We start from the raw sequence: 24,109 nt of genomic DNA, 5'->3' as shown, positions 1-24,109 counted from the left end.
TACCCGCGCACCGCCGCGCGGACCTGCGAGCAGTCCCTCGAACAGCCCCTCGAACCAGGAGTGAAGCGTGAGCACAGTCGTCGCCCGTCTGGGCAAGCCGCACGGCATCCGCGGAGAGTGCACCGTGGAGGTCCGCACCGACGCCCCCGAGGAGCGCTTCGTCCCCGGTGCAGTGTTCTCCACCGAGCCCGATATCGGCGCGCTCACGCTGTCCCGCGCGCGCTGGCACCGCGACCGGCTCCTGCTGACCTTCGAGGAGATTGCCGACCGCACCCGCGCCGAAGAGGTCCGCAACACCCTGATCTCCGTCGCGGAGACCCTCGAGGACGACGACGCCTGGTACATCGACGACCTCGTGGGCGCTCAGGCGTTCGTCGGGGACGTCCGGATCGGCACCGTCTCCGCAGTCACCCCGGGCGCGGCCCAGGACCTCCTCCACATCACGCTGGCCTCCGGCGCCGAGGTGCTCGTCCCCTTCGTCGAACAGATCGTGCCCGAGGTCGACCTCAAGGCCGGTCGCATCGTCCTCGACCCGCCGCCCGGACTCATCGAGGACGCCTGATGCGCCTCGACGTCGTCTCGATCTTCCCCGAGTATCTCGCGCCGCTGCGGCTCTCGCTCATCGGCCGGGCGGTGGAGAAGGGGCTCATCGACCTCGGTGTCCACGACCTGCGCGACTGGACCCACGATCGGCACCGCACCGTCGACGACACCCCGTACGGCGGGGGAGCGGGCATGGTGATGAAGCCCGAGCCCTGGGCCGAGGCGCTCACCGCGCTCCTCGCCGAACCGGCCGCAGCCGGTACCGATGCGACCGGTGCCGAACCGGCCGCACCTGCAGAGCGCTCGGTGCTCATCGTCCCGAGTCCCGCCGGCACCCCCTTCACCCAGGCCGCGGCCGCCGAGCTCGCCGGCCGGGAGCACCTCGTGTTCGCGTGCGGCCGCTATGAGGGCATCGACCAGCGCGTCGTCGACTGGGCCCGTGACCGCGCCGAGGTCCGCCTGTACTCGATCGGCGATTACGTGCTCAACGGCGGCGAGGTCGCAGCTCTCGTCATGACCGAGGCGATCGCCCGCCTCATCCCCGGCATCATCGGGAACCCGGAGTCGCTCACGGAGGAGTCCCACGAGGACGGCCTCCTCGAGTACCCCGTCTACACGAAGCCCGCCGACTGGCGCGGACACCCGGTGCCGGAGATCCTGCTCAGCGGCAACCACGCCGCGATCGCACGCTGGCGGCGGGACGAGCGCCTGCGCCGCACCGCCGCCGTCCGCCCCGACCTCCTCGCCGGGCTCGACCCGCACACCCTCGACGCCCGCGACTGGGCGGTGCTCGCCGAGGCCGCCGCCGATCCCGCGGCACCCGCGCACGACCCCGGGTGACCGCCTCGATCTCCGGATTGGCGCCTCGGCCCCGGTCCGACTAGACTGGGTTCTTGCGTTTGCTGGCACCGTCCTGCCTCGGGGGGAGCGATGCCGCCAGGAGCGTCCGCGCCGCCGTGACACGGCAGCCGCGCTCCGGCAGACGACCTCATCTCATCCGGCCACCGGCCGGTCCGAGCAATGTCGTGCCGACCCGGGGCGCGCACACAGGAGAATGACGAATCATGCAGAAGCTTGATGCACTCAACGCCCAGTCGTTGAAGCCCGACGTCCCGGAGTTCCGCGCCGGCGACACCCTCAACGTCCACGTCCGCGTGGTCGAGGGCAACCGCACCCGTACCCAGGTCTTCAAGGGCATCGTCATCCGTCGCCACGGCGGCGGCATCGGCGAGACCTTCACCGTCCGCAAGATCAGCTTCGGCGTCGGCGTGGAGCGCACCTTCCCGGTGCACTCCCCGATCATCGAGAAGATCGAGGTCCTCACCCGCGGCGATGTCCGCCGGGCGAAGCTCTACTACCTCCGCAAGCTGCGCGGCAAGGCCGCTCGCATCCGCGAGAAGCGCTGAGCGCAGCCACGTTCCGGACGCCCGCAGGGCACCGGGCCGCCGAGGTGATCGGCGTGCGGCAATGACCGAACAGTCGAGGACAGGCGCGGCCCCGCGAGGGCCGCGCCTTCTTCGTGCCCGCAGGGCGCTGCGCGCCCTCGGCATCGTCCTCGTGTGCGCGCTGCTCGCCGCCGGACTCATCCGCGCCGTCGGCGTCCAGAGCTTCGGCATCCCCTCGGCGTCGATGGAGCCCACCCTGCCCGTCGGCGGGACCGTGACCGTGTGGCGCCCGGACGCGCTGGCCGACTCCGTCGACCGCGGCGACGTCGTCGTGTTCGACGGTCGCGGGTCCTTCATCGCGAGCGCCCCGCCGAGCGGCGCCGAGCAGCTCGGCTCCTGGTTCGGGGTCGGCCCGCGGGACGTCTACTACGTCAAGCGGATCCTCGCCGTCGGCGGCGACACCCTCGAGTGCTGCGACGCCGAAGGCCGCCTGCTCCTCAACGGGGAGCCGCTCGAGGAGCCGTACGTGCCTCACGGGATGCGCGCCTCGGACACCGACTTCGCCATCGAGGTGCCGGCCGGGCGGGTGTGGATGATGGGGGACAACCGCGCGGACTCGACCGACTCCCGCGCGCTGCTCGGCGGCCCCGGCGGCGGGATGATCCCCGTCGACCGGATCCTCGGCACGGTGATCGGCCACGGTTCCGCGGTCGATTCCGTGATCGGCTGAGGATCGTGTCCGGCCCGGTCCTGCTGTCGGCCCGGAGCCCCGAACGGGTTCAGTGGGCGGCTGGGAATCACGGCCGGGGCCGGGGGATAGACTGCCAGGCGTGACCCAGGACAGTGCACCGCCCCGCCGACCGAGTCGGATCCCGGCCCTCCTCAAGGAGGCCGCGATCATCATCATCGTGGCGCTCGTCATCTCCACCGTCGTGCGCACCTGGGTCATGCGCTCCTTCTACATTCCCTCGGCCTCGATGGAGGACACCCTCCAGGTCGACGACCGGATCCTCGTCAACCAGCTGCCCTGGCCCGGCGCCGACCGCGGCACGATCATCGTCTTCGACGATCCCGGCGGCTGGCTCGACACCTCGGTGACCCAGCAGTACACGCCCAACCCCGTCCTCGAGTTCCTCGGTCTCGTACCGGCCGACGCCGGCACCCAGCTCATCAAGCGGGTCATCGGGGTCGGCGGCGACACCGTGGAGTGCTGCGACGACCAGGGCCGGCTCATGGTCAACGGCGAACCGATCGACGAACCGTACCTCGCCGAGGGCGCCACACCCTCCGACATCCCGTTCGAGGTCACCGTGCCGGACGGCCACTACTGGGTGATGGGCGACAACCGCTCGAACTCGCTCGATTCCCGTTTCAACACCGATTCCGCCGGTGGACCGTTCGTGCCCGAGGACGCCGTGGTCGGCACGGTGTTCTTCATCAACTGGCCGCTCGACCGGATCCGCCCGATGGGCACCCCGGACGAGGTGTTCGCCGGGGTCCCCGCCCCGTGACCGCCGGCACCGGGCGCGCCACGGCACCGGCCCGCCGGGCGGCGCGGAAGCCGTTCGCCGGGCTCACCGACCTCAGCCTCGAGCGCGAGCTGCTCGCTTCCGGGATGCGCACGCTCATCGGGATGGACGAGGTGGGGCGCGGCTGCCTCGCCGGTCCGGTCGGAGTGGGCGCCGTGCACTTCGACCTCGCCGCCCTCACCGCTGCCGAGGTGCCCGCCGGCATCCACGACTCCAAGCAGCTCTCCATCCCGGCCCGTGCTCGGATCGCCGAGGTGGTCGCCGCCTGGCAGCCGCACCGCGCCGTGGCCTATGCGAGCCCGGCGGAGATCGACGCGCTGGGTCTGAGCTCGGCGCTGTGCCTTGCCGGCCGGCGGGCGCTCGCCGGGCTGCCGGGTGCCGACCTCGTGCTCCTCGACGGGTCCTTCGACTGGCTCTCCCTGCCGCTGACCTTCGACGCGCTCGAGCACTACGGGGATGCGGCCGAGGTCGTCGTGCCGCCGGTGCGCACGGTGGTCAAGGGGGACGGGACGCACGTGACGATCGCGGCGGCGAGCGTGCTCGCGAAGGTCGGCCGCGACGGGCTCATGGCCGAGCTCGCCGAACAGTTCCCCGCCTACGGCTGGGAGCGCAACGCCGGCTACCCCGCTCCGGTGCACAGGGCCGCGATCGCCGAGCACGGAGCGACGGTGCACCACCGCCGGTCCTTCCGCCTGGGGTGAGGGCGGTCTGTTCTAGGATGGGCGCATGAGTGCCGAGGACCTGGAAGACTACGAAGCCGAACTGGAACTCCAGCTCTACCGGGAGTACCGGGACGTGGTGGGACTGTTCACCTACGTGGTGGAGACCGAGCGGCGCTTCTATCTGGCGAACTCCGTCGATCTCAAGGCGCACCACGATTCCGGGGATGTGTACTTCGAGCTCACCCTCCGCGACGCCTGGGTGTGGGACACCTACCGCACCGCCCGCTTCGTCAAGCAGGTGCACGTGCTGTCCTTCAAGGACGTCAACATCGAGGAGATCGCCAAGTCCGATCTCGAACCGCCGTCCTCCCTGCCGCGCTGAGCGGAGACGTGTGACCGCTGACCCGTGATCGCCTGCTCGTGACCACTGGCCGGAGGCCCGTGACCGCCGGACGATGATCGCGCGCCCCTGAGTGCAAGCCCCAGATCGCGGGGGCGCGCACTTCGGGTCACAGGCCCACCCCACCTCTGGTCCACAGATGCATCCGCGGACGCCCACGCATGCGGTCGCCGGCTGTGGAGACGTGCGCCGCCGTCCACAGGGGGAACCGAGCCGCTGACCCCGCCGCCCCAGCCTGGTTCGGTGGGCGCATGGACACGATGACATTGGGCCGCCGCGGCGAAGCGTGCGCGAAGGAATACCTCATCGAGCACGGCTGGGAGATCCTCGCGCTCAACTGGCGCTGCCGGCACGGGGAGATCGACATCGTCGCCCGGGAGGCGGACACCGTCGTCTTCGTCGAGGTCAAGACCCGCGCGAACGCCCGCGCCGGGCACCCGCTCGAGGCGATCACCTATCGCAAGCTCTCCACGCTGCGCGGGCTCGCCCTGCGCTGGCTCGCGGCGCAGGAGGAGTGGATCCCCGCGTTCCGCCTCGACGTCATCGGCATCCTGTGGAACAACGGGCTGCCGGACATCACCCACGTCAGGGCCGCACAATGAGCGCCCCGCCCCCGCCCGTCGATCTCGACACCGCACGATCCCGGAAGCGCGGCCGCAGTACCGCATCCGCGTCGCGGAGCTTCGGGCGCACCACGGCCGTCGCGCTCCACGGCATCTCCGGGACCCCGGTGTCGATCGAGGCGAGCGTCAACGACGGCCTGCCGGGGATCGACATTGTCGGACTGCCCGACGCCTCGGTGACGGAATCGCGCAAGCGGATCCGCGCCGCGATCTCCAACCTCGGCATCACCCTGACCTCCCGCCGGGTCACGGTCAACCTCTCGCCCGGCGGGGTGAAGAAGGTCGGCACCGCATTCGACCTCGGCATCGCCGTGGCGATCCTCGAGGCGGAGGGCAAGATCCCCGCCGACCGCGCCCGCGGCATCGTCCACATCGGCGAGCTCGGCCTCGACGGCCGGATCCACCCCGTGCGCGGGGTGCTCCCGAGTGTGCTCGCCGGACTGCGCGCCGGGGCCACCCGGTTCGTCGTCCCGGCGGCGAACGCGGAGGAGGCCGGTCTCGTCGACGGCGCCGAGGTGCGGGGTGCGGCGAACCTCGCCGACGTGGTGACCATGCTCGGCGGGGAGATCGACGACCCCGGGCTCCCGGCGATCGAACTGCCGGAGGCCGCCGCGCTGCCGCCGCCGGACGTCCACGATCTCGCAGAGGTGCAGGGCCAGGACGATGCCCGCTTCGCGCTCGAGGTCGCCGCCGCCGGCGGACACCATCTGCTCATGACCGGGACTCCCGGTGCCGGCAAGACTCTCCTCGCCGGTTGCCTGCCGGGTCTCCTGCCGCCGCTCGACGTCGACGAGGCGTGCGAGGTCGTGGCGCTGCGCTCGCTCGACGGCACTCTCGACCCGGCCGCGGGCCTCGACCGGACCCCGCCCTTCGAAGCACCCCACCACCGGACTAGCGCCTCGGCCATGGTGGGCGGTTCCCGGCCGGGCAGCATCGGTGTGTTCTCCCGCGCCCACCGGGGAGTCCTCTTCATGGACGAGGCGCCGGAGTTCCGCCGCGACGTGCTCGAAGCGCTGCGGCAGCCGCTCGAGAACGGGCGCTGCGACATCCACCGCGCCTGGGGCTCGGTGGTGCTGCCCTCGCGGTTCCAGCTCGTGCTGGCCTCGAACCCCTGCCCGTGCGGGGCCGGGGTCGGCGGCTCCACCCGCTGCCGGTGCACCCCGCTCGACCGGCGCCGCTACCGGGGCCGGCTGTCCGGACCGCTGCTCGACCGGATCGACATCCAGCTCGAGATGCTCCCGCTCGTCGCCGCCGACCTCCACGCCACGTCCCCGCGCGAGGACACCGCGACAGTCGCCGCACGGGTGGCCCGCGCCCGTGAGATCCAGGCGCACCGCTACGCCGGACTGCCGTGGTCGCTCAACGCCCAGGCACCGGGCGCGTGGCTGCGGGAGACTTTCGACTTCCGGCGCACGGAGACCGCGCCGCTCGACACCGCGCTCGAACGCGGCGGGATCACCATGCGCGGCTACGACCGGGTGGTGCGCATCGCGACGACACTGGCCGACCTCGCCGGGCGCACCCGTCCGCAGGGCGACGACCTGCTCTCCGCTCTCGTCCTGCGCATCCGGGAGACATCGTGAGCATCGAGCCGGCCCCCGTCGAGCACACGGACACCGCGGATCCCGTCGCAGTGGCCGACATCCTGCGGATCTCCGAACCGGGGGACCGGCTGCTCCGTGCGGCCGTGCTCCATACCGGGGCGGAAGCGCTGCGCGGCCTCCTCGACGGCCCTCGGACGGAGCTCCACCGCACACTGCGCGAGGCCGCGGTCAAAGCTGGGCTCACGGCACGGGACGACGACGTGGGCAAAGCCATCGACCGGTGGATGCTCCGGGTGCCCGACCTCGACGGCGCTCGCGATCTGCGGATCATGCGCAGGCTCGACGCCCGCCTCGTCCAGGCCGGCGACCCCGAGTGGCCGGCCGGGCTCCGGGAGCTCGGGCTCGACGAGCCGGTGGGCCTGTGGGTACGCGGGAGCGGTGACCTGGCCGCACTGTGCGCCGGATCGATCGCACTCGTCGGATCGCGCGCCGCGGATTCCTACGGCCTCCACCTCGCCCGGTCCATCGGCTACGACCTCGTCGGGGCCGGACACAGCGTGATCTCCGGCGGCGCCTACGGCATCGACGCCGCCGCGCACGACGGCGCACTCCGCGCGATCGACGGCCCCGGTGCCGCCACCGTCGCGTTCATGGCTGGGGGAGTGGATCGCTACTATCCCCGCGGCAACGCCGAACTCCTGGGCGCGGTCGCACGGGCGGGCGCTGTGGTCTCCGAGGCCGCGCCCGGCAGCACCGCGATGCGCCACCGCTTCCTCATGCGCAATCGCCTCATCGCCGCGACCGCGGCCGCCACCGTCGTCGTGCAGGCGGGCTGGCGCTCCGGTGCGCTCAACACCGCGAATCGGGCCGCCGAACTCCTCCGGCCGGTCGGTGCGGTGCCGGGTCCGGTCACCGCGCACGATTCCGCCGGCTGCCACCGATTGATCCGAGAGGGAGCCGCGGTGCTCGTCACCTCGTCGGAGGAGGTACGCGAACTCGTCGAGCCGTTGAGCAGCGCTGCGAATCCTGCCGTTGCTGCGGCAGCGGACGATCCGGGCGGGCGAGGCGCGGCCTCCCCGGAGCAGGGGCGGCTGCAGATCACCGATGCGCTCAGCGAGGAGCAGGCCCGGGTGTACAGCGCGCTGCCCCAGCGCAGGGGCGCGGAGGCCGCGGCGCTCGCCGCCCGCACCGGCCTCGACACGGCAACGGCGATGGCCGCGCTCGCCGCGCTCGAGCTCACCGGCCTCGCCGAGCGTCGCGATCACGGGTGGGTGAAGCTGCGGCACCCGTGAACCGCCCCGCCATACCTGGGACCCGGACTTCAGCTCGCAGACCCCGGGCGCTCACCCGGACATCAGTGCAACGAACCGGACCCCGGGGAGTCGTACGGCGACCCCGGGGAGACGCACACCGCTCCGGAGTGACACGAAGCTTCGGAGTCACACGGCGCTCCGGAGTCGGGTGCTCGGCTCCCGGGAGCTGTGCTCGTGGTGCTCTACAGTGAAAGCATGTCGGCTTCCCACCCGCACGCCCCTCCGTTGACAGCGGACCAGCTGTCGCCGGAGTACGCGGATGCGCTCGAGGCGTTCGTCGAGGACCTCCGCATCCAGCGCAACGCCTCCGTGCACACGGTGCGCAACTACTCCGCGGATGTGCGCTCCCTCATGACCTTCCTCACCGAGGCCGACGGTCACGCACTCGCACTCATCGACATCGAGCTCGGGAACCTGCGACAGTGGCTCATGGACCAGTCGCGTCGCGGCGTGGCACCGGGGACCATTGCCCGGCGGATCGCCGCCATCCGCTCGTTCTGCGCGTTCTGCACCCGCACCGGGCGCATGGAGCACAACCCGGCGGCCCGCCTGGCCAGCCCCCGCAAAGGATCCCGGCTGCCGGCCGTGCTCCAGCAGTCGCAGACCGCCGCCGTCATGAATCGCGCGGCCCGAGCCGGCGCCGACACCGATCCCACCCGTACCGAGCCCACCCGCACCGAGCCCGACCCAGCCGACGCCACCACCCCACCCTCGCCTCGGGACCGCGCGATCGCTCTCCGCGACGCGGCGATCCTCGAGGTCCTCTACGCCACCGGGGTGCGGGTGTCCGAGCTCGCCGCGATGGACGTCTCCGACCTCGACCCGGAGCGCCGGCTCATCACCGTGCTCGGCAAGGGGGACAAGGAGCGCCGCGTGCCCTACGGCCTGCCGGCGGCGCGCGCTCTCGAGGCCTGGATCGCCGCCGGGCGGCCCGAACTCTCCGCCCCTGCCCCCGCCCCCGCTTCCGACTCCGCAGGCTCGGCTGATCGCCGCAGCCCGGCCCTGTTCCTCGGGGTCCGTGGCGGGCGGATCAATGTGCGCCAAGTGCGCGAGATCGTCCACCGGGCGACCGCCGCCGTCGACGGGGTCGCCGAGCTCTCCCCGCACGGCCTGCGCCATTCCGCCGCGACGCACATGGTGGAGAACGGTGCCGATCTCCGCCAGGTGCAGGAATACCTCGGTCATTCGACCCTGAGCTCGACCCAGATCTACACCCACGTCTCGCTCGGCCGGCTCTCCGAGAGCTACTACCGGGCACACCCCCGCGCCTGACGCGCCCGCTCACCCGGCCCGGAACTCCCAGTGCCAGGCCTCGGGCAGCGAGCCGCCGCCGCGGGCCCACGCCGGGTGGATCCACCCGAACCGGGGACCGTTCGACCGCATCCACTCGTGCTGCACCGTGCCGAAGGAGTTGATGCCGCCGCCGAGGTCCACGGCGAGCCCCCAGCCGTGGTTCGACCTCCCGGGAGTCGCAGCCATCCGGCCCTTGCGGCGCTTGAGGACGACCTGCGTCTCGTAATCCCGGTAGGAATCCGTCACCGAGATCCCGCGACCGAACTCCTCACGGTAGGCCGCATCGAGCGCGTCGAAGGCCTTCGCCGCATCGCAGCGCAGCCGGTGACCGGGTGCGGAGGCGAGCGGACACATCGCGACCGCCGGGATCCGGCCGTTCTGATGACCTCCCCACTGGCCGGCCCCGCTCGCCCCGTCGTCACCGGCCGGTACCGCGGGGAGCTCGGAGGGGGCTTCGGCCTCGGGCAGGAGGATCGTCGAATCCGCGGCGAAGAACGACGCCGGGTTGAGGTAGTCCTTCTCCGCATCCGCCCGCCACACGCCCACGTGGACGCATCCGGTCTCGCAGTGCGCAGGCTCCGCCACCGTGCCCACCGGCTGGCCGGCGAACACCGCACCCCCGGCCGTGAGATCCGAGGCCACGGGCTCGAAGGACACGACGTAGCCCGCGACCTCGAGGCTGAGCACCGGCCGTCCGGCGACCGTCCCGGCGAACCGCACGGTCCCGGCATCCGGCGCTCGGATCGCCTCGCCGGGCAGCGCACCGACATCGATCCCGCGGTGCCCGGACTCCCAGTTCTGCGCCGGTTTGTCGAACGGCCGGGTGACGGTGAAACCGGGCACCGGGGTGAACCAGTCCGCAGGCCGGTCCGCCGCCCGGGCGTTGAGGGGGAGCGCGGTGACGAGCAGCAGCGCGACGAGCGCCGCGCCCAGCGAGCGGAGGGCACGGTTCCGGTGGAGCATGCGAGCCGGGCGCACGATGCCGGCCGGGCGCACGATGCCGGCCGGGCGGAGAATGCGAGCGGGGTCGAGGGGAGGGGAGACGAGCGGATCGGCCATGGCCCCACCCTCGGCGCCCACTGCGGCTCCCGCCAGAGCGCCGCCACACCTGTGGACGAGACGGCGTCCGTCCCCAGCGGGCACCCGCAACCGATGGCGCACCGTCCACAGCCGCTTCCCGCAGCACCCGCCCCAGACCCTCCACCCGCGGGTTTGGCGCCTTTCGCCGCCCGACGTAGAATGGCGCCAGCGGGAGTGTGACCACTTCCGACTACGCGTATCCGATGAACCGACGAGTGCCACCGGTGCGAATCCACAGCCGCGAGCAGCGCAGAAGCGCTCGCGCGGTGCCGTGCGATTCGTGGGCACTCGGCCGCGGATACCAGGAATCAACCGAATCGTCGCAGCCGGCAGTGCCGCGCGCTGGGAACAGCGTCGGACACCGCCGGGGGACCGCGACCTGAAGCGTGCCGGCCCGATGGCCTGCACCATGAAAGGAGGGCGTCGGCATGGCCGTCGTCACCATTCGCCAGCTGCTCGACAGCGGCGTCCACTTCGGACACCAGACCCGCCGTTGGAACCCGAAGATGAAGCGCTTCATCTTCACCGAGCGCAACGGCATCTACATCATCGACCTCCAGCAGACCCTGGGCTACATCGACTCGGCCTTCGAGTTCGTCAAGGAGACCGTGGCCCACGGCGGCTCGATCCTCTTCGTCGGCACCAAGAAGCAGGCGCAGGAGGCCATCCAGGAGCAGTCCAAGCGCGTCGGACAGCCCTTCGTCAACCAGCGCTGGCTGGGCGGCATGCTCACGAACTTCCAGACGATCTCCGGGCGGCTGCGTCGCCTCAAGGAGCTCGAGGAGATCGACTTCGACGATGTCGCCGGCTCCGGCCACACGAAGAAGGAGCTCCTCATCCTCCGTCGTGAGAAGGACAAGCTCGAGCGCACCCTCGGCGGTATCCGCGACATGTCGCGCACCCCGTCCGCCGTGTGGATCGTCGACACCAAGAAGGAGCACCTCGCCGTCGACGAGGCGAAGAAGCTCGGGATCCCGATCATCGGCATCCTCGACACCAACTGCGACCCCGACGAGGTCGACTTCCCGATCCCGGGCAACGACGACTCGATCCGCTCGGTCGGACTCCTCACCCGCGTCATCGCCGATGCCGTGGCCGAGGGCCTGATTAAGCGCCACTCGTCCGGCGACGAGGGCGGCGAGAAGAACGTCTCCGCCGTCGAGGTCGAGCCGATGCCGGAGTGGGAGCGCGAGCTCCTCGAGGGCAAGGGCACCGACGAGGCCGCAGCCGAGGCACCCGCCGCCTCGACCACCGAGGCCCCCGCCGAGGCAGCGACCGAGGCCCCGGCCGAGAAGCCGGCCGAGGAGGCCCCCGCAGCGGACACCCCGGCCGAGGAGACCCCTGCCGCCGAGTCCACCGAGACCGCCGAGGCCGAGAAGACCGCCGAGGCCTGATCCGTACCCCTCCCGGCCCGCACCACCGTGCGGGCCGGGACACCACACGTCGCGTGACGTAAAGGAGATCCCATGGCAAACTACACCGCTGCTGACATCAAGGCGCTGCGTGAGAAGACCGGCGCCGGCATGATGGACGTCAAGAAGGCTCTCGAGGAGGCACAGGGCGACCAGGCCAAGGCCATCGAGATCCTGCGCGTCAAGGGCCTCAAGGGCGCCACCAAGCGCGAGGGCCGCTCGACCTCCGACGGACTCGTCGCCACCCGCGTCGAGGACGGCGTCGGCACCATGATCGAGTTCAACTCGGAGACCGACTTCGTCGCCAAGTCCGACAAGTTCGTCCAGCTCGCCGACGAGGTCCTCGACCTCGCGGTGAAGAACGGCGCCGAGTCCGCCGAGGCGCTGCTCGCCGCCGAGGTCGACGGCAAGTCCGTCGAGCAGTTCATCACCGAGGGCGGAGCCGCGCTCGGCGAGAAGGTGGCCCTGCGCCGCGTCGGCCGCATCACCGGCGCGCACGTCGAGTCCTACCTCCACCGCACGAACAAGGACCTGCCCCCGCAGGTCGGCGTGCTCCTCGCCTACGAGGGCGACAACGCCGAGGTCGCGCACGACGTCGCCGTGCACATCGCCGCGATGTCGCCGAAGTACTTCTCCCGCGAGGACGTCCCGGCGGAGCTCGTGGAGAAGGAGCGCGAGATCGCGCTCGAGACCGCGAAGAACGAGGGCAAGCCCGAGCAGGCGCTGCCGAAGATCGTCGAGGGTCGCGTGGGCGGCTTCTTCAAGGAGAACTGCCTCCTCGACCAGGGCTTCGCCAAGGAGCCCAAGAAGTCGGTGGCCTCGGTGCTCGAGGAGGCCGGCGTCACGGCGACCGGTTTCCTGCGCTTCCGTGTGGGCAGCTGACACACCGCACCACCGAAACACCGCACCACCGCGGACCGTCGCAGCACACGCTGAGCGCCGATCCGCCGCCGCAGGGCGGGGCCTCGTGCCCCGCCCTGCGCGCGTCTGCGGGCACCCCGGTTCCCGCCCGTTGTGAACCGGTGGGTAGCGCTAGACTGGTCCACGGCTCCCATGCCCACCCGCGCGCCGGCACCCCGGCGGGCGGCAGACGTTCCGCTCAGCAGGAAGGCAGCCATGTCGGACTCCCACGTGCACACCTCGTCCCGCCAGGACAACCCCACCCGGACCCACCGCCGGCGGGTGCTCCTCAAACTCTCCGGCGAGGTGTTCGGCGGCGGTGAGGTGGGCGTCAACCCCGACGTGGTGTCGGCCGTGGCGCGGGAGATCGCCGGAGCCGTGCCCGAGGTCGAGGTGAGCATCGTCGTCGGCGGCGGCAACTTCTTCCGCGGCGCGGAGCTCTCGCAGCGCGGTATGGACCGCACCCGCGCCGACTACATGGGCATGCTCGGCACCATGATGAACTGCCTGGCGCTCCAGGACTTCCTCGAGCAGGCCGGGGTCGACACCCGCGTGCAGTCGGCGATCCCGATGACCCAGGTCGCAGAGACCTACATCCCGCGCCGCGCGATGCGCCACATGGAGAAGGAGCGGGTCGTGATCTTCGGCGCCGGTGCCGGGCTGCCGTTCTTCTCCACCGACACCGTCGCCGCCCAGCGCGCGCTCGAGATCCGCGCCGACGCGGTGCTCATCGCCAAGAACGGCGTCGACGGCGTCTACACCGCCGACCCCAAGGTCGACCCGACGGCGGAGAAGATCGATCGCATCACCTACCAGGACGCGCTCACCCGCGGGCTCAAGGTCGTCGACGCGACCGCGTTCTCCCTGTGCATGGACAACAGGCTCCCGATGGTGGTGTTCGGCATGGAGGGCGACCACAACCTGCGCCGCGCGATCGCCGGCGAGCGGATCGGCACGATCGTCACCGGCGACTGAGCGTCCCCGGCCCCTCGCCGCCCGCACGCTCACCCGACCCGGCCCGCACCTCGGGCCCGGTGCTGTGCGCCGTGTCCGTGCGGCGCGCCTAGAATGGCACTACGAGACCAGCACCATCCCCCGACCCACCGAAAGGGCACGCAGTGATCAAGGAAACCCTGACCGAAGCCCGGCAGAAGATGGACAAGGCCATCGAGGTCACCAAGGACGACTTCGGCAATGTGCGCACCGGCCGGGCGAACCCCGCGCTGTTCGCGAGCATCCTCGTCGACTACTACGGTTCCCCGACGCCGCTCCAGCAGCTCGCCTCCTTCCAGGTGCCCGAGGCGCGCACCCTGCTCATCACCCCCTACGACCGCGGGGCGCTCGGAGACATCGAGACCGCGCTGCGCAAGTCCGACATCGGCGCGAACCCGGCCAACGACGGCAACATCATCCGTGTCGTGCTCCCGGAGCTCACCGAGGAGCGCCGGCGCGAGTACGTCAAGGTCGTCAAGGGCGATGCGGAGGACGGCAAGGTGTCCATCCGCAACATCCGCCGCAAGGCGAAGGAGACCCTGGAGAAGATCCAGAAGGACGGCGAGGCGGGCGAGGACGAGGTGCGCAGCGCCATCCACGAGCTCGAGGACCTGACGAAGAAGAAGGTCGAGGAGATCGACTCGCTCCTCGCCGCCAAGGAGGCCGAGCTCCTCGAGGTCTGATCGTCCGGTGAGACGCACGACCAGGGCGGAGCGCCCGTCATGACCGAGGACCAGCAGGGCACCGGGGGCCAGCAGGGCCGAGCACCGGCAGGGGAGGCATCCCCTGCCGGTTCCGGCGCGCCCTCCACCGGTGCCGCTCCCGCCGCGATCCCGGACCCGGCGCCGTTCCCACGGCGCCGCGACCTGCGCCTCGGCCGCGCGGCGCCCCCCGCACCGACCGGGCCCACGCCGACCGTCGAGGAGGCGCCCGGAAGCACCGCCCACCCCGTTCCGGGGGTGCAGACCGTTCCCGAGGCACCCGCCGCCGGAGCCTCGGCCCGCACCGACTCGCCGCGTCGGCAGGCCGCGGAGCGCCGCCGGGTGGAGGCCGAGGCCGAGCGCGTGTCCGGCCCGATCCCGATCGTCACCCCCGCGATGGTCGGGGCAGGCGTCGCCGCGCGCGGGGAGACCGCCTCGGTAGCGGCCGGGGTGCCTGCCGTCCGCACCGGGTCCACGGCCCACCCGCCCGGCGCCGATTCATCGGATGCAGCGTCCACCGGCCCCGGGTCCACCGATCCGGATCCTGGCGCACCGGCCGCCGACCTCCCCGAATCCGCCTACGGGCACGGCTTCGTCACCCCCATCGCCGCGCCCGAGGCACCGCCGGCCGGCAAGGACTACGGCCGGGCCGGGCGCAACCTGCCGGCCGCGATCGGCGTCGGCGTGCTGCTCGGCGGCGGTGTGTTCGCCTCCCTGCTGTTCTACCCGCCCTCCTTCCTCATCATCGCCCTCGCCGGCATCCTCGCCGCGATGTGGGAGCTCGCCAACGCGCTCTCCCGCTCGGGCTCCGTGGTGGCACGGGTGCCCACGATCACCGCTGCCAGCTGCATGCTGCTCGCGACCTACCTCGGAGGCCGGGAGGCGCTCTGGGTGACCTTCACCGTGGGCGCCGGCGCGATCCTCCTCTTCACCCTGTTCGAGCGCCGCCCCAACCCGGTCAAGGACGTGTGTCTCAGTCTCTTCGCGCTGACCTACGTCGGGCTCATGGCGGCGTTCGTCGTCCACATGCTCACCTTCGAGCAGGGCAATCTCCTCGTCATCTGCTTCCTCTCCCTCGTCGTCGCCTCCGATGTCGGGGGGTATGCCTTCGGCGTGCTCTGGGGCAAGCACCCGATCGCCCCGCGGATCTCGCCCAAGAAGTCGTGGGAGGGCTATGCGGGCTCGGCGATCATCGCGACGGCCGTCGGCATGTGCATGGCCGGGTTCGTGTTCGATGCCCCGCTGTGGACCGGCGCGGTGCTCGGCTTCGTCATCCCCGCCTTCGCCACCCTCGGCGACTTCTCCGAGTCGATGATCAAGCGCGACCTCGACCTCAAGGACATGGGCACCCTGCTGCCCGGCCACGGCGGCGTCATGGACCGGCTCGACTCGATCCTGCCCACCGCGCCCATCGCGCTCATCCTGTTCAGCTTCCTGCCCGGCTACATCACCTGAAAAGAGCACCGTTCGTGTCCCTCATCGATTCGCTGTCCCGCGCCGTCCCGGACGACATCATCATCACCGACCCCGATGTCATGGACCGGTACCTCCACGACGACGCCGAATGGGCGCCCTACGAGCAGGCGGCCGCCGTGATCCGCCCGCGGGACACCGCACAGGTCGCCGCAGCGGTGAACTGGTGCATCGAGAACCGGGTGGCCGTGGTGCCGCGCGGCTCGGGCACCGGTCTGTCCGGGGGAGCGAATGCGCTCGCCGGCTGCCTGGTGATCTCGCTCGACGCGATGGACCGGGTGCTCGCGGTCGATCCCGTCGAGCGCACCGCACGGGTGCAGCCCGGCGTCATCAACAACGACCTGCGCGCCCGGGTCGCGGAGGACGGCCTGTGGTATCCGCCGGACCCGGCCTCGGCCCCGTGGTCGTCGATCGGCGGCAACGTCGCGACGAACGCCGGCGGCCTGTGCTGCGTGAAGTACGGGGTGACGAGCGAGTACGTGCTCAGCCTCGAGGTCGTCACCGGCACCGGGAAGATCGTGCGGGTGGGCAAGCGGACCGCCAAGGACGTCGCCGGCTACGACCTGCGCGCGCTCGTCGTCGGCTCCGAGGGCACGCTCGGCATCATCACCGAGGTCACCGTCAGGCTCCTCCCGCTGCCGCCGGCGGCCACCGCGATCGTCGGCTACTTCGACAGCCTCGTCGAAGCCGGGCAGGGCGTCGCCAACGTCACTGCCGCCGGCGTCATCCCGTCGGCCCTCGAACTCGTCGACTCCTACTGCCTCAAGGCCGTCGACGACTGGAAGAACATGGGGCTGTCCGCCGAGGCCGAGGTCATCCTCCTCGCATCGACCGACGTGCCGGGGGCGGCCGGGGAGGCCGAGGCCGCCGCGATCGTCGCCGCCTTCGAATCCGCCGGGGCGACCTTCGCCGCGGTGAGCGAGAACGCCGAGGAGGCCGAGGCGTTCTTCGCCGCCCGCCGCCTGGCCTACCCGGCGCTCGAACGGCTGGGCCCGGTGCTCACCGAGGACATCTGCGTGGCCCGCTCGAAGGTGCCCGAGGTGCTCCGCCGGATCCAGGAGATCGGGGAGGCCCACGACACCGTGCTCGCGCAGATCGCCCACGCCGGCGACGGCAACCTCCACCCGCTCCTCGTCACCCCGGTCGGGGACGAGGACGCCAAGCGGCGCGCGCAGGCGGCGTTCGAGGACATCATCGCGGTCGCCCTCGAGGCCGGAGGCACGGTGAGCGGCGAGCACGGGATCGGGCTGCTCAAGGCCGACGGGCTCGCCTCCCAGCTCTCCGCCGAGGTCATCGACATGCACGTCGCGGTCAAGCGGGCGCTCGACCCGCACGGCATCATGAATCCCGGGAAGGTGTTCGCAGTCCCGGGTGAGGAGTGAGGCTCGTGCGATACTGGAGGGCACATGACTGAGAACCCGCCCCGCAGACAGGTCCGCCCCGTCGTCGAGAACCCCGACGGGACGACCTCGCGCACGCCCACCCGCGACGGCCGGCCGCTGCTGAACTTCCGGTCCCCGCGCGTCAGCCAGCCGCCACAGCACCTCGCCGACATGACGATGGACGAGCGGACCGCCGTGGTCAAGGAGATGGGACTGCCCGGCTTCCGCGCCAAGCAGCTCTCCACCCACTACTTCGTCCACCACACCACGGACCCCGAGGCGATGACCGACCTGCCCAAGGACCGCCGGGCCGAGCTCGTCGAACGCTTCTTCCCGCCACTGCTCACCGAGGTCCACCGGCTGCGGACCAAGAACGGCGACACGATCAAGTTCCTGTGGCGGCTGTTCGACGGTGCGCTCGTCGAATCGGTGCTCATGCGCTACCGCAACCGGATCACCCTGTGCGTGTCCTCGCAGTGCGGCTGCGGCATGAACTGCCCGTTCTGCGCCACCGGCCAGCAGGGGCTCACCCGCAACATGTCGAGTGCGGAGATCGTCGAACAGGTCATCCGCGCCAATCAGGTCATCGCCGCCGGCGAGCTGGCCGACACCTCCGGTGAGGACTCCGACATGCTCGGCAACCCGGCTGCCGCCGTCGGCTCCGAGGCCGACGAGGAGCAGGGCCGGGAGCCCGCGGGCGCCCCGGGTCCGGGATCCGGTCCCGGCGCCGCCGAACGGGTGACGAACATCGTGTTCATGGGGATGGGCGAGCCGCTCGCCAACTACAAGCGCGTCATGGGTGCGGTGCGCCGGTTCGTCGAGCCGGCCCCGGCGGGTCTGGGGATGGGTGCCAGGCGCATCACGATCTCCACGGTGGGACTCGTGCCCGGCATCAACAAGCTCGCCGCGGAGGAGATCCCGGTGACCTTCGCGCTCAGCCTCCACGCTCCGGACGACGGCCTGCGCGACGAGATGATCCCGGTGAACACCCGGTGGAAGGCCGACGAGGCGATCGACGCGGCCTACAACTACTATCGCACCACCGGGCGCCGGGTGAGCATCGAGTACGCGCTCATCAAGGACATGAACGACCACGCCTGGCGGGCCGAGCTGCTGGCGAAGAAGCTCAACGCGCGCGGACGGGGCTGGGTGCACGTCAACCCGATCCCGCTCAACCCGACCCCCGGCTCGGTGTGGACGGCCTCCGAGCCGGCCGTCGCCGCCGAGTTCGTACGACGCCTGCAGGACGCCGGCGTGCCGACGACGATCCGGGACACGCGCGGCAAGGACATCGACGGGGCGTGCGGGCAGCTGGCCGCGGCGCAGTGAGCTAGGACTGAGGAGAGGACCACGGTGGACACGAACTTCCCCAGGATGTCGGGGTGGAAGAACGGCTACGACCCGGTGCAGGTCGACAGCTTCTTCAAGCGCGCCCGCGAATCCTTCGAGCGCGAGTCGCCGCAGCCCGGCGATCTCGATGCGCGTGCGGTGCGCACCGTGGGCTTCGATCTCACCCGCAAGGGCTACCACGTGGGCGTCGTCGATGCCGCCCTCGACCGGCTCGAGGACGCCTTCGCCAAGCGGGCGCGCGACCGGCTGGTCGAGCGCTCCGGTCAGGACTCCTGGGTGCAGGAGCTCACCCGCGCCGCCGCTTCCCTGCGCGGCCGTCTCACCCGCCCGGCAGGGGAGCGCTTCAACCACCCGGAGAAGGGCATCATCGGCTACGACATCGCCGAGGTCGACGAGCTCTGCGACCGCATCAACGGCTACTTCACGCAGGGGCAGGCGATGAGCGTCGACGAGGTGCGGCGCGTGCTGTTCCGGGTGCGCAAGGGCGAGCGGGCCTACGACGAGGACCAGGTCGACGCGTTCATCGACCGGGTCGTCGAGGTCATGTCCAGTGTCGACTGAGATCCACTGGTTCCGCCGGCCCGGCGCGATCGCGCCCGATCACCCGGGCACCCTCAACCCTGTCTACGAGCTGCTCGACCATCCCATCGTCCTCGGCCGGGCCGACGAGCCCTTCCTCGAGTCGGAGCACGACGCAGAGGGGTTCTTCACCCATGAGGTGGCCCTCGACCGGGTCGCCAAGCTCGCCGGGATCCTGCGCCTGCTCGGCGTCGGACCGGACGTGCCCGTGCGGATCGCCGCCGAGGTGCCCGAGCCCGCTGCGGTACTCGCCCGCCTCGCCGTCGTCCGGGTGGGCGGGAGACTCGTCGAGGACGCCTCCGCACCGGTCGACGTCGAGCTCGTGACAGGCCGGAGCGCATCGGTGCGCGACGTCCACCGGGCCTTCGACAAGCCGGTCCGTCGGTTGCTGAGCGGCTTCGAGGGAGTCGCCGTCGCCGCTCGCGGTGAGGACGGCGTGCTCGCCGCGCCCGTCGATCTCGACCCGGTGATGCGCGATGCCCGGATCGAACCGGCGGCGGCCGCCGAACTCCCGGCCGACCTCGTCGTCATCGCCCGTGAGGACGGGGCTCAGGTGCCGGCGCTTGCCGTCGCGGAGTCCCCGGCCTCTGTGCTCACTGTGCCGATCGCGAACTGATATTCCGGCGCCGTGCCGTTGACGGTGTGGTCCCCGACGAGGCGGGCCTTGTAGACCCACGGGTTGTGGGAGCCGACCGTGCGCGCATTGCGCCAGTGGCGGTCGAGCCCGGCCGCCTCCCGCACCGCGGAGGACCCGAGCGCGTCGAACACCCTGCCGGCCGCCTCCGGCACCAGCCGGGTGAGGGCGACCTGGGCCTGGGAGACGGCGAGTGTCGCCGCGTGATTCGCCGCGGTGTCCGCGTCGGAGCTCTGCTCGGTGTCGGTTTCCGAGGCTGTCTTGGGGACTCCGGGGAGGGCGGTGTCGTGTGCGCGCTGGACGGCTTCGGCCGCGCTCGCGACCACCGCGCGGGCGGTGAAGGCTGCGGCCTCGGCCTCGCCGATGATCTGGAGGATCTGCGGGTCGTCGCGCACCCGGTCAGCATTCCCGTGGCTGTAGGAGCGCTCGCGCGCGGCGACGGCGCAGGCGGCATCTCGGGCGACCGCCGTCGCGATCCCGGCCTGGGTGGCAAGGAGCACGAGCTGGTAGAGCGCGGACTGGTAGCGGAAGCGGTCGGAGAAGGGGATGACATCGCGCGGATCGAGGCGGGTTGCAGTGAAGCGGGTGGTACCGGTGCCGGTGAGACGCTGGCCGAACCCGTCCCAGTCGTCGCTCACCTCGACCCCGGGCTGGTCGAGCGGGATGAGCGCGACGTGGCGCACACCGGCGTCATCGGCGACGGTGGTGTCCGCGTAGTCGGCGTAGATCGAGCCAGTGGAGTAGAACTTCTCCCCGGTGACCTCGGCGACCTCATCGCGGGTGCGGATGCGGGTGCGCAGGGTGCCGCGCTCGACGTCCCCGATCTCCGTCCACGCGTTGCCGATCACCGCACCCGCAGTGATCCGGGGGAGCCAGCGGTCGCGGAACCCGGTGTGCGGGGTGACGAGCAGGTCCTCGACGAAGGCGATGTGCCCGCGCCAGATCTGGGCGCAGTTCGAATCCGCGGTGGCGAGGTCGACGAGCAGCGCGGCGAGCTGCGGGATCGAGGCGCCGAAGCCGCCGACATCGTGCGGCAGCCGGAGCCGGCCGAACCCCGCCTCGGCGAGCGCGCGGATCTCCGCGTGCGGCAGCGTGCGCGTCCGCTCGCGCTCGAGCGCACCGGCGGCGATCTGCTCGAACACCGGGGCGAAGCGTGCGCGCAGCTCTGTGGTCGTCGCTGTGGGAGGAACGGCTGGGGGACCGTCGCTCACCGGGGAACGGTCAGCAGTCGGGGAGCCGGTGGTAGGGATACCAGGGGCATGCGGGGCAGTGGAGCGTGATTCGGGGGAGCGGACTGTGGTGGTCGAGGCGGTCATGATGACGGGATCCTTTCGCAGCGGTTGCCGCCACGTTAGGATCCCGTGCGCCCGGACCGCCGGCCCGCCGTCATCCGCCGACCCGGGCCGACGCGCCCATTCACATCACGTCATCCGCTGACACGCGTCATCGGGGCCAGATGATCCCTTATTCGAAGAAGTCCTCGTCGACCTCGACCACGTGGTAGGTCTGAGTGGTCTGCACTCCCACCCGATACGCGACCATGAGCGAGACCAGCCGTGTCCCATCGACGAGCACGATCCGAGTGGGAATCTGCTCCGCATAATCCAATGCCTGACGTGTGAAAGTGCTCGTGGTGAGGAAGATCCCGCGATTCGCACCCAGACCATGCAGTGCCCCGATGAATGCCTGGATCGCTTCGCGCCCGACCGAGTTGTGCGCCGCATAGCGCTTCGCTTGGACATAGATCCGTTCCAGGCCCAGCGCATCCTGATCGATGACGCCGTCGACCCCGCCGTCGCCTGTTCCGCCGATGCGTTTCCCCCGCTGCTCGGCGCCGCCGTAACCCATCGCGAGGAGCAGCCGGACGACGGCGTCCTCGAAGAAGGAGGGATCACTGTCCCGAAGGCGCGTCAACAAATCGTCGGCGACCTCCTCCGTGATGCGTGCTATCCCCGACTCGATCTGTTCGATCGGCGAGATCTCGGATTCGGTGGCTGCGTCTGCAATGATGCCGGCAGATTCGCCGTGCTGCGGCTGAGTGTGAGGCCAGTACTCCTTGAAGAGCCGGTTCGCATCTCCGAAATCCGGTTCGGCGTCGGGGTTCTCGCGCAACCACTTCAGTCCGTCGGGAGTGATGCGGTACTTCGCCCGTTCCGGGCGTTCGACCCATCCCGCTTTGAAGAGGTTGGTCAGAGCCCAGCCGACACGGTTGTCTGCGCGACCATCACCGACTGCGATGCGTTCTGCCCGAGCACTTTCGGAGAGTTCTGCGGAGTCGAGAACACGTGCGACGAGATCGCGTCGACGAACGATCGACCCGTCGGACAGGACCTGCAAGACGTGCGGGATGAACCTCGGCCAGATCGGGACCTCGGACTGTTCGGGCAGCTCGGTCATTGTTCTCGTGTCGGCCTTCCAGCTCGATCGTGCGGTGACTTCATCACGGCCGCTCGGCGTCCCAGCCGAGGGCACCGCGGATGAAGGCCGCCTGGCCGGTGTGCTGGGCGGCGTCGTCGATGATCGACACGATGCGCACTCCGCGGGTGACCGGTGGGTCGTAGGAGTCGTCGATGACCTCGGCGAGGTCGTCCGCCGTGAGCGTGCGGAGGTAGGCGACGGCCGCCTCGCGCACGGCATCGAGGTAGCCGAGCAGCTCCTCCGGCCCGTCGGCGCGGAACGCCGCCACCTGCTCCGGGGAGTCCCCGAAGCCGAAGTCCTCGGCCCCGCGGTCGAACCGCTTCGCCCAGCCCGCGGCGGTCCACACCTGCTCGCGGCCGGCGAGGTGGGCGATCTGCAGGTCCTGCTCGCGCGCGATGTGCCACACGAGCCATGCGATCGAGTTGCTGTTCTCGGTGAGTCGGGCATGCAGGGTGTCGGTGTCGATCCCCTCGAGGATCCCCCGGCACCCGGTGACGGCGCGGTCGTAGGCGTCGATGAGCAGTGCGCTGATGTCCACAGTGATCTCCTTCGTGGAACGGGTGGTGGGGACCGGACCGGGGCGCCGACCCGGAGGTCGACGCCCCGGTCGGGTGCGGTGCGAGTGCTGGTCCGCAGGTGCGGATCAGCGCTGGGCGGGTGCGCGCGGTGCGAGCCGCGGATCAGTTCGCGAAGGCGTTGATCCCGGTCATCGCGCGACCCAGCGTGAGCTGGTGGACCTCGTGCGTACCCTCGTAGGTGAGGACGGTCTCGAGGTTGATCGCGTGGCGCAGCGGCGGGTACTCGCTCGTGATGCCCGAGCCGCCGAACAGCGCGCGGAGGTCGCGGCAGATGTTCATCGCGGTGTCCACGGTGACCATCTTGCCGAGGCTGATCTGCTCCGGGCGCACGCCGACGGTGTCCTTGAGCTCGCCGATGTGCTTGGCGAGCAGAGTGATCTGCGAGTACTGGCCGAGCGCCTTCGCGAGCTTCTGCTGGGTGATCTGGAACGAGGACAGCGGGCGCTCGAACTGGATGCGGGTGCCGGTGTACTCGATCGCGGACTGGAGGGCGTCGCGGGCGGCGCCGGTGACGCCGAACACGATCCCGAACCGCGCCTCGGACAGGCAGGACAGCGGACCGCGCAGGCCCTTGGCCTTCGGCAGCATCGCGGATTCCGGCAGGCGCACGTTGTCGAGCACGATCTCACCGGTGATCGAGGCGCGCAGCGAGAGCTTGCGCTGGATCTTGGGCACCTCGACGCCGGGGGTGTTCGTCGGGATGACGAACCCGCGGACGATGTTCTTGCCCTTGTCGTCGAGCTCCTCGGTCTTCGCCCACACGACCATGACGTCGGACACCGGGGAGTTGGTGATCCACATCTTGGCGCCGTTGAGCACCCAGTCGCTGCCGTCCTTCTTCGCCGTGGTCTTCATGCCGGCCGGATCGGAGCCGACGTCGGGCTCGGTGAGGCCGAAGCAGCCGATCGCCTTGCCGGCGGCCATCTGCGGCAGCCACTCGTTCTTCTGGTCCTCGGAGCCCCAGTGGTGGATGGCGAACATCGCGAGCGAGCCCTGCACGCTCACGAGCGAGCGCAGACCGGAGTCGATCGCCTCGAGCTCGCGGCACGCCAGCCCGTACTGGGTGGCGGTGGTGCCGGCGCAGCCGTAGCCCTCGAGGTGCATGCCGAGCACACCGAGCTCGCCCAGGCCCTCGGCGAGCTCGCGGGCCGGGATGGTCCCCTCGAGGTAGTAGTCGCCGATCTTGTCGCGCACGTTCTCGTCGAGCCACTTGCGGAGGACACCGGCGAACTCGCGATCCTCCTTGGAGAAGACGGAATCGATGCCGAGGATCTGATCGGGGGTCTGCACTGTGCTCATCACGGGGTCCTTCTGTTC

General features: G+C 71.0%; 25 protein-coding genes. 20 read left to right on the top strand and 5 right to left on the bottom strand.

What is annotated here, in order from left to right; all coding sequences use genetic code 11:
- Nucleotides 1-67: 67 nt before the first annotated feature.
- The 11 genes from rimM to MTQ12_RS02930 all read left to right on the top strand — a co-directional run bounded on the left by rimM (nt 68) and on the right by MTQ12_RS02930 (nt 9,271).
- Nucleotides 68-562, top strand: a complete 495-nt coding sequence (rimM, locus tag MTQ12_RS02980) for a ribosome maturation factor RimM (RefSeq protein ID WP_247423834.1) — start codon at nt 68-70, stop codon at nt 560-562.
- A complete protein-coding gene (trmD, locus tag MTQ12_RS02975) occupies nt 562-1,383 on the top strand; it encodes a tRNA (guanosine(37)-N1)-methyltransferase TrmD (protein ID WP_247423832.1) in 822 nt (273 codons plus the stop codon). The genes rimM and trmD overlap by 1 nt, the downstream gene beginning before the upstream one ends.
- A 224-nt stretch (nt 1,384-1,607) precedes the next feature.
- The gene (rplS, locus tag MTQ12_RS02970) at nt 1,608-1,949 is read left to right on the top strand and encodes a 50S ribosomal protein L19 (protein ID WP_137320137.1); all 342 of its coding nucleotides are present in this window, start codon (nt 1,608-1,610) and stop codon (nt 1,947-1,949) included.
- Between the two features lie 61 nt (nt 1,950-2,010).
- Complete coding sequence (gene lepB, locus MTQ12_RS02965; RefSeq protein ID WP_247423830.1) at nt 2,011-2,658, top strand: signal peptidase I; 648 nt, start codon at nt 2,011-2,013, stop codon at nt 2,656-2,658.
- A 100-nt stretch (nt 2,659-2,758) separates the two neighbouring features.
- Nucleotides 2,759-3,439 (top strand): signal peptidase I, encoded by a 681-nt coding sequence (lepB, locus tag MTQ12_RS02960; RefSeq protein WP_247423828.1) that lies wholly within the window; start codon nt 2,759-2,761, stop codon nt 3,437-3,439.
- Complete coding sequence (locus MTQ12_RS02955) at nt 3,436-4,158, top strand: ribonuclease HII (protein WP_247423825.1); 723 nt, start codon at nt 3,436-3,438, stop codon at nt 4,156-4,158. The genes lepB (MTQ12_RS02960) and MTQ12_RS02955 overlap by 4 nt, the downstream gene beginning before the upstream one ends.
- Before the next feature lie 25 nt (nt 4,159-4,183).
- Nucleotides 4,184-4,501, top strand: coding sequence for a DUF2469 domain-containing protein (locus MTQ12_RS02950; protein ID WP_137320135.1), 318 nt, complete (start codon nt 4,184-4,186; stop codon nt 4,499-4,501).
- A gap of 269 nt (nt 4,502-4,770) precedes the next feature.
- On the top strand, nt 4,771-5,121 hold the full coding sequence (locus MTQ12_RS02945; RefSeq protein WP_137320134.1) for a YraN family protein: 351 nt from the start codon (nt 4,771-4,773) through the stop codon (nt 5,119-5,121).
- Complete coding sequence (locus MTQ12_RS02940) at nt 5,118-6,725, top strand: YifB family Mg chelatase-like AAA ATPase (protein WP_247423823.1); 1,608 nt, start codon at nt 5,118-5,120, stop codon at nt 6,723-6,725. Before MTQ12_RS02945 ends, MTQ12_RS02940 begins: the two co-directional genes overlap by 4 nt.
- Nucleotides 6,722-7,978: a DNA-processing protein DprA gene (locus MTQ12_RS02935; protein WP_247423822.1), complete on the top strand. Its 1,257-nt coding sequence runs from the start codon at nt 6,722-6,724 to the stop codon at nt 7,976-7,978. The genes MTQ12_RS02940 and MTQ12_RS02935 overlap by 4 nt, the downstream gene beginning before the upstream one ends.
- 216 nt (nt 7,979-8,194) lie before the next feature.
- Nucleotides 8,195-9,271 (top strand): tyrosine recombinase XerC, encoded by a 1,077-nt coding sequence (locus tag MTQ12_RS02930; RefSeq protein ID WP_247423820.1) that lies wholly within the window; start codon nt 8,195-8,197, stop codon nt 9,269-9,271.
- Between the two features lie 9 nt (nt 9,272-9,280).
- On the opposite strand, the gene MTQ12_RS02925 is transcribed toward MTQ12_RS02930, so the two are convergent.
- Nucleotides 9,281-10,351, bottom strand: coding sequence for a D-alanyl-D-alanine carboxypeptidase family protein (locus MTQ12_RS02925; RefSeq protein ID WP_247423818.1), 1,071 nt, complete (start codon nt 10,349-10,351; stop codon nt 9,281-9,283).
- Nucleotides 10,352-10,800: 449 nt separating this feature from the next.
- Here MTQ12_RS02925 and rpsB point away from each other — a divergent pair, with 449 nt between their 5' ends.
- From rpsB to MTQ12_RS02880, 9 genes are all read left to right on the top strand, one after another.
- Nucleotides 10,801-11,766: a 30S ribosomal protein S2 gene (rpsB, locus tag MTQ12_RS02920; RefSeq protein WP_247423817.1), complete on the top strand. Its 966-nt coding sequence runs from the start codon at nt 10,801-10,803 to the stop codon at nt 11,764-11,766.
- A 72-nt stretch (nt 11,767-11,838) separates the two neighbouring features.
- Complete coding sequence (gene tsf / locus MTQ12_RS02915) at nt 11,839-12,666, top strand: translation elongation factor Ts (RefSeq protein WP_247423815.1); 828 nt, start codon at nt 11,839-11,841, stop codon at nt 12,664-12,666.
- A 234-nt stretch (nt 12,667-12,900) separates the two neighbouring features.
- Complete coding sequence (pyrH, locus tag MTQ12_RS02910; RefSeq protein ID WP_247423813.1) at nt 12,901-13,659, top strand: UMP kinase; 759 nt, start codon at nt 12,901-12,903, stop codon at nt 13,657-13,659.
- Nucleotides 13,660-13,802: 143 nt separating this feature from the next.
- On the top strand, nt 13,803-14,360 hold the full coding sequence (frr, locus tag MTQ12_RS02905; RefSeq protein ID WP_247423811.1) for a ribosome recycling factor: 558 nt from the start codon (nt 13,803-13,805) through the stop codon (nt 14,358-14,360).
- Nucleotides 14,361-14,399: 39 nt separating this feature from the next.
- Entirely contained in the window at nt 14,400-15,833 is a 1,434-nt protein-coding gene (locus tag MTQ12_RS02900) for a phosphatidate cytidylyltransferase (RefSeq protein WP_247423809.1), read from the top strand.
- Nucleotides 15,834-15,847: 14 nt separating this feature from the next.
- Nucleotides 15,848-17,233, top strand: a complete 1,386-nt coding sequence (locus MTQ12_RS02895; protein ID WP_247423807.1) for an FAD-linked oxidase C-terminal domain-containing protein — start codon at nt 15,848-15,850, stop codon at nt 17,231-17,233.
- Between the two features lie 24 nt (nt 17,234-17,257).
- Complete coding sequence (rlmN, locus tag MTQ12_RS02890; RefSeq protein ID WP_247423805.1) at nt 17,258-18,562, top strand: 23S rRNA (adenine(2503)-C(2))-methyltransferase RlmN; 1,305 nt, start codon at nt 17,258-17,260, stop codon at nt 18,560-18,562.
- Nucleotides 18,563-18,586: 24 nt separating this feature from the next.
- Nucleotides 18,587-19,144: a DivIVA domain-containing protein gene (locus MTQ12_RS02885; RefSeq protein WP_137320126.1), complete on the top strand. Its 558-nt coding sequence runs from the start codon at nt 18,587-18,589 to the stop codon at nt 19,142-19,144.
- Complete coding sequence (locus tag MTQ12_RS02880) at nt 19,134-19,778, top strand: hypothetical protein (RefSeq protein WP_247423803.1); 645 nt, start codon at nt 19,134-19,136, stop codon at nt 19,776-19,778. Before MTQ12_RS02885 ends, MTQ12_RS02880 begins: the two co-directional genes overlap by 11 nt.
- Here the strand turns inward: MTQ12_RS02880 and MTQ12_RS02875 are convergent.
- The 4 genes from MTQ12_RS02875 to MTQ12_RS02860 form a co-directional block, all read right to left on the bottom strand.
- On the bottom strand, nt 19,712-21,007 hold the full coding sequence (locus MTQ12_RS02875; RefSeq protein WP_247423801.1) for an acyl-CoA dehydrogenase family protein: 1,296 nt from the start codon (nt 21,005-21,007) through the stop codon (nt 19,712-19,714). The genes MTQ12_RS02880 and MTQ12_RS02875 overlap by 67 nt on opposite strands.
- A 253-nt stretch (nt 21,008-21,260) precedes the next feature.
- Nucleotides 21,261-22,193, bottom strand: coding sequence for a restriction endonuclease (locus MTQ12_RS02870; RefSeq protein WP_247423799.1), 933 nt, complete (start codon nt 22,191-22,193; stop codon nt 21,261-21,263).
- 43 nt (nt 22,194-22,236) lie between these two features.
- A complete protein-coding gene (locus tag MTQ12_RS02865; RefSeq protein WP_247423798.1) occupies nt 22,237-22,752 on the bottom strand; it encodes a DUF664 domain-containing protein in 516 nt (171 codons plus the stop codon).
- Between the two features lie 142 nt (nt 22,753-22,894).
- On the bottom strand, nt 22,895-24,091 hold the full coding sequence (locus MTQ12_RS02860; RefSeq protein WP_137320121.1) for an acyl-CoA dehydrogenase family protein: 1,197 nt from the start codon (nt 24,089-24,091) through the stop codon (nt 22,895-22,897).
- Between the last annotated feature and the right edge of the window lie 18 nt (nt 24,092-24,109).

It is taken from the genome of Brevibacterium sp. R8603A2 (assembly GCF_023072605.1).
Classification (GTDB): Bacteria; Actinomycetota; Actinomycetes; order Actinomycetales; family Brevibacteriaceae; genus Brevibacterium; species Brevibacterium pityocampae.
This window is presented reverse-complemented; position numbering and strand designations above follow the sequence as displayed.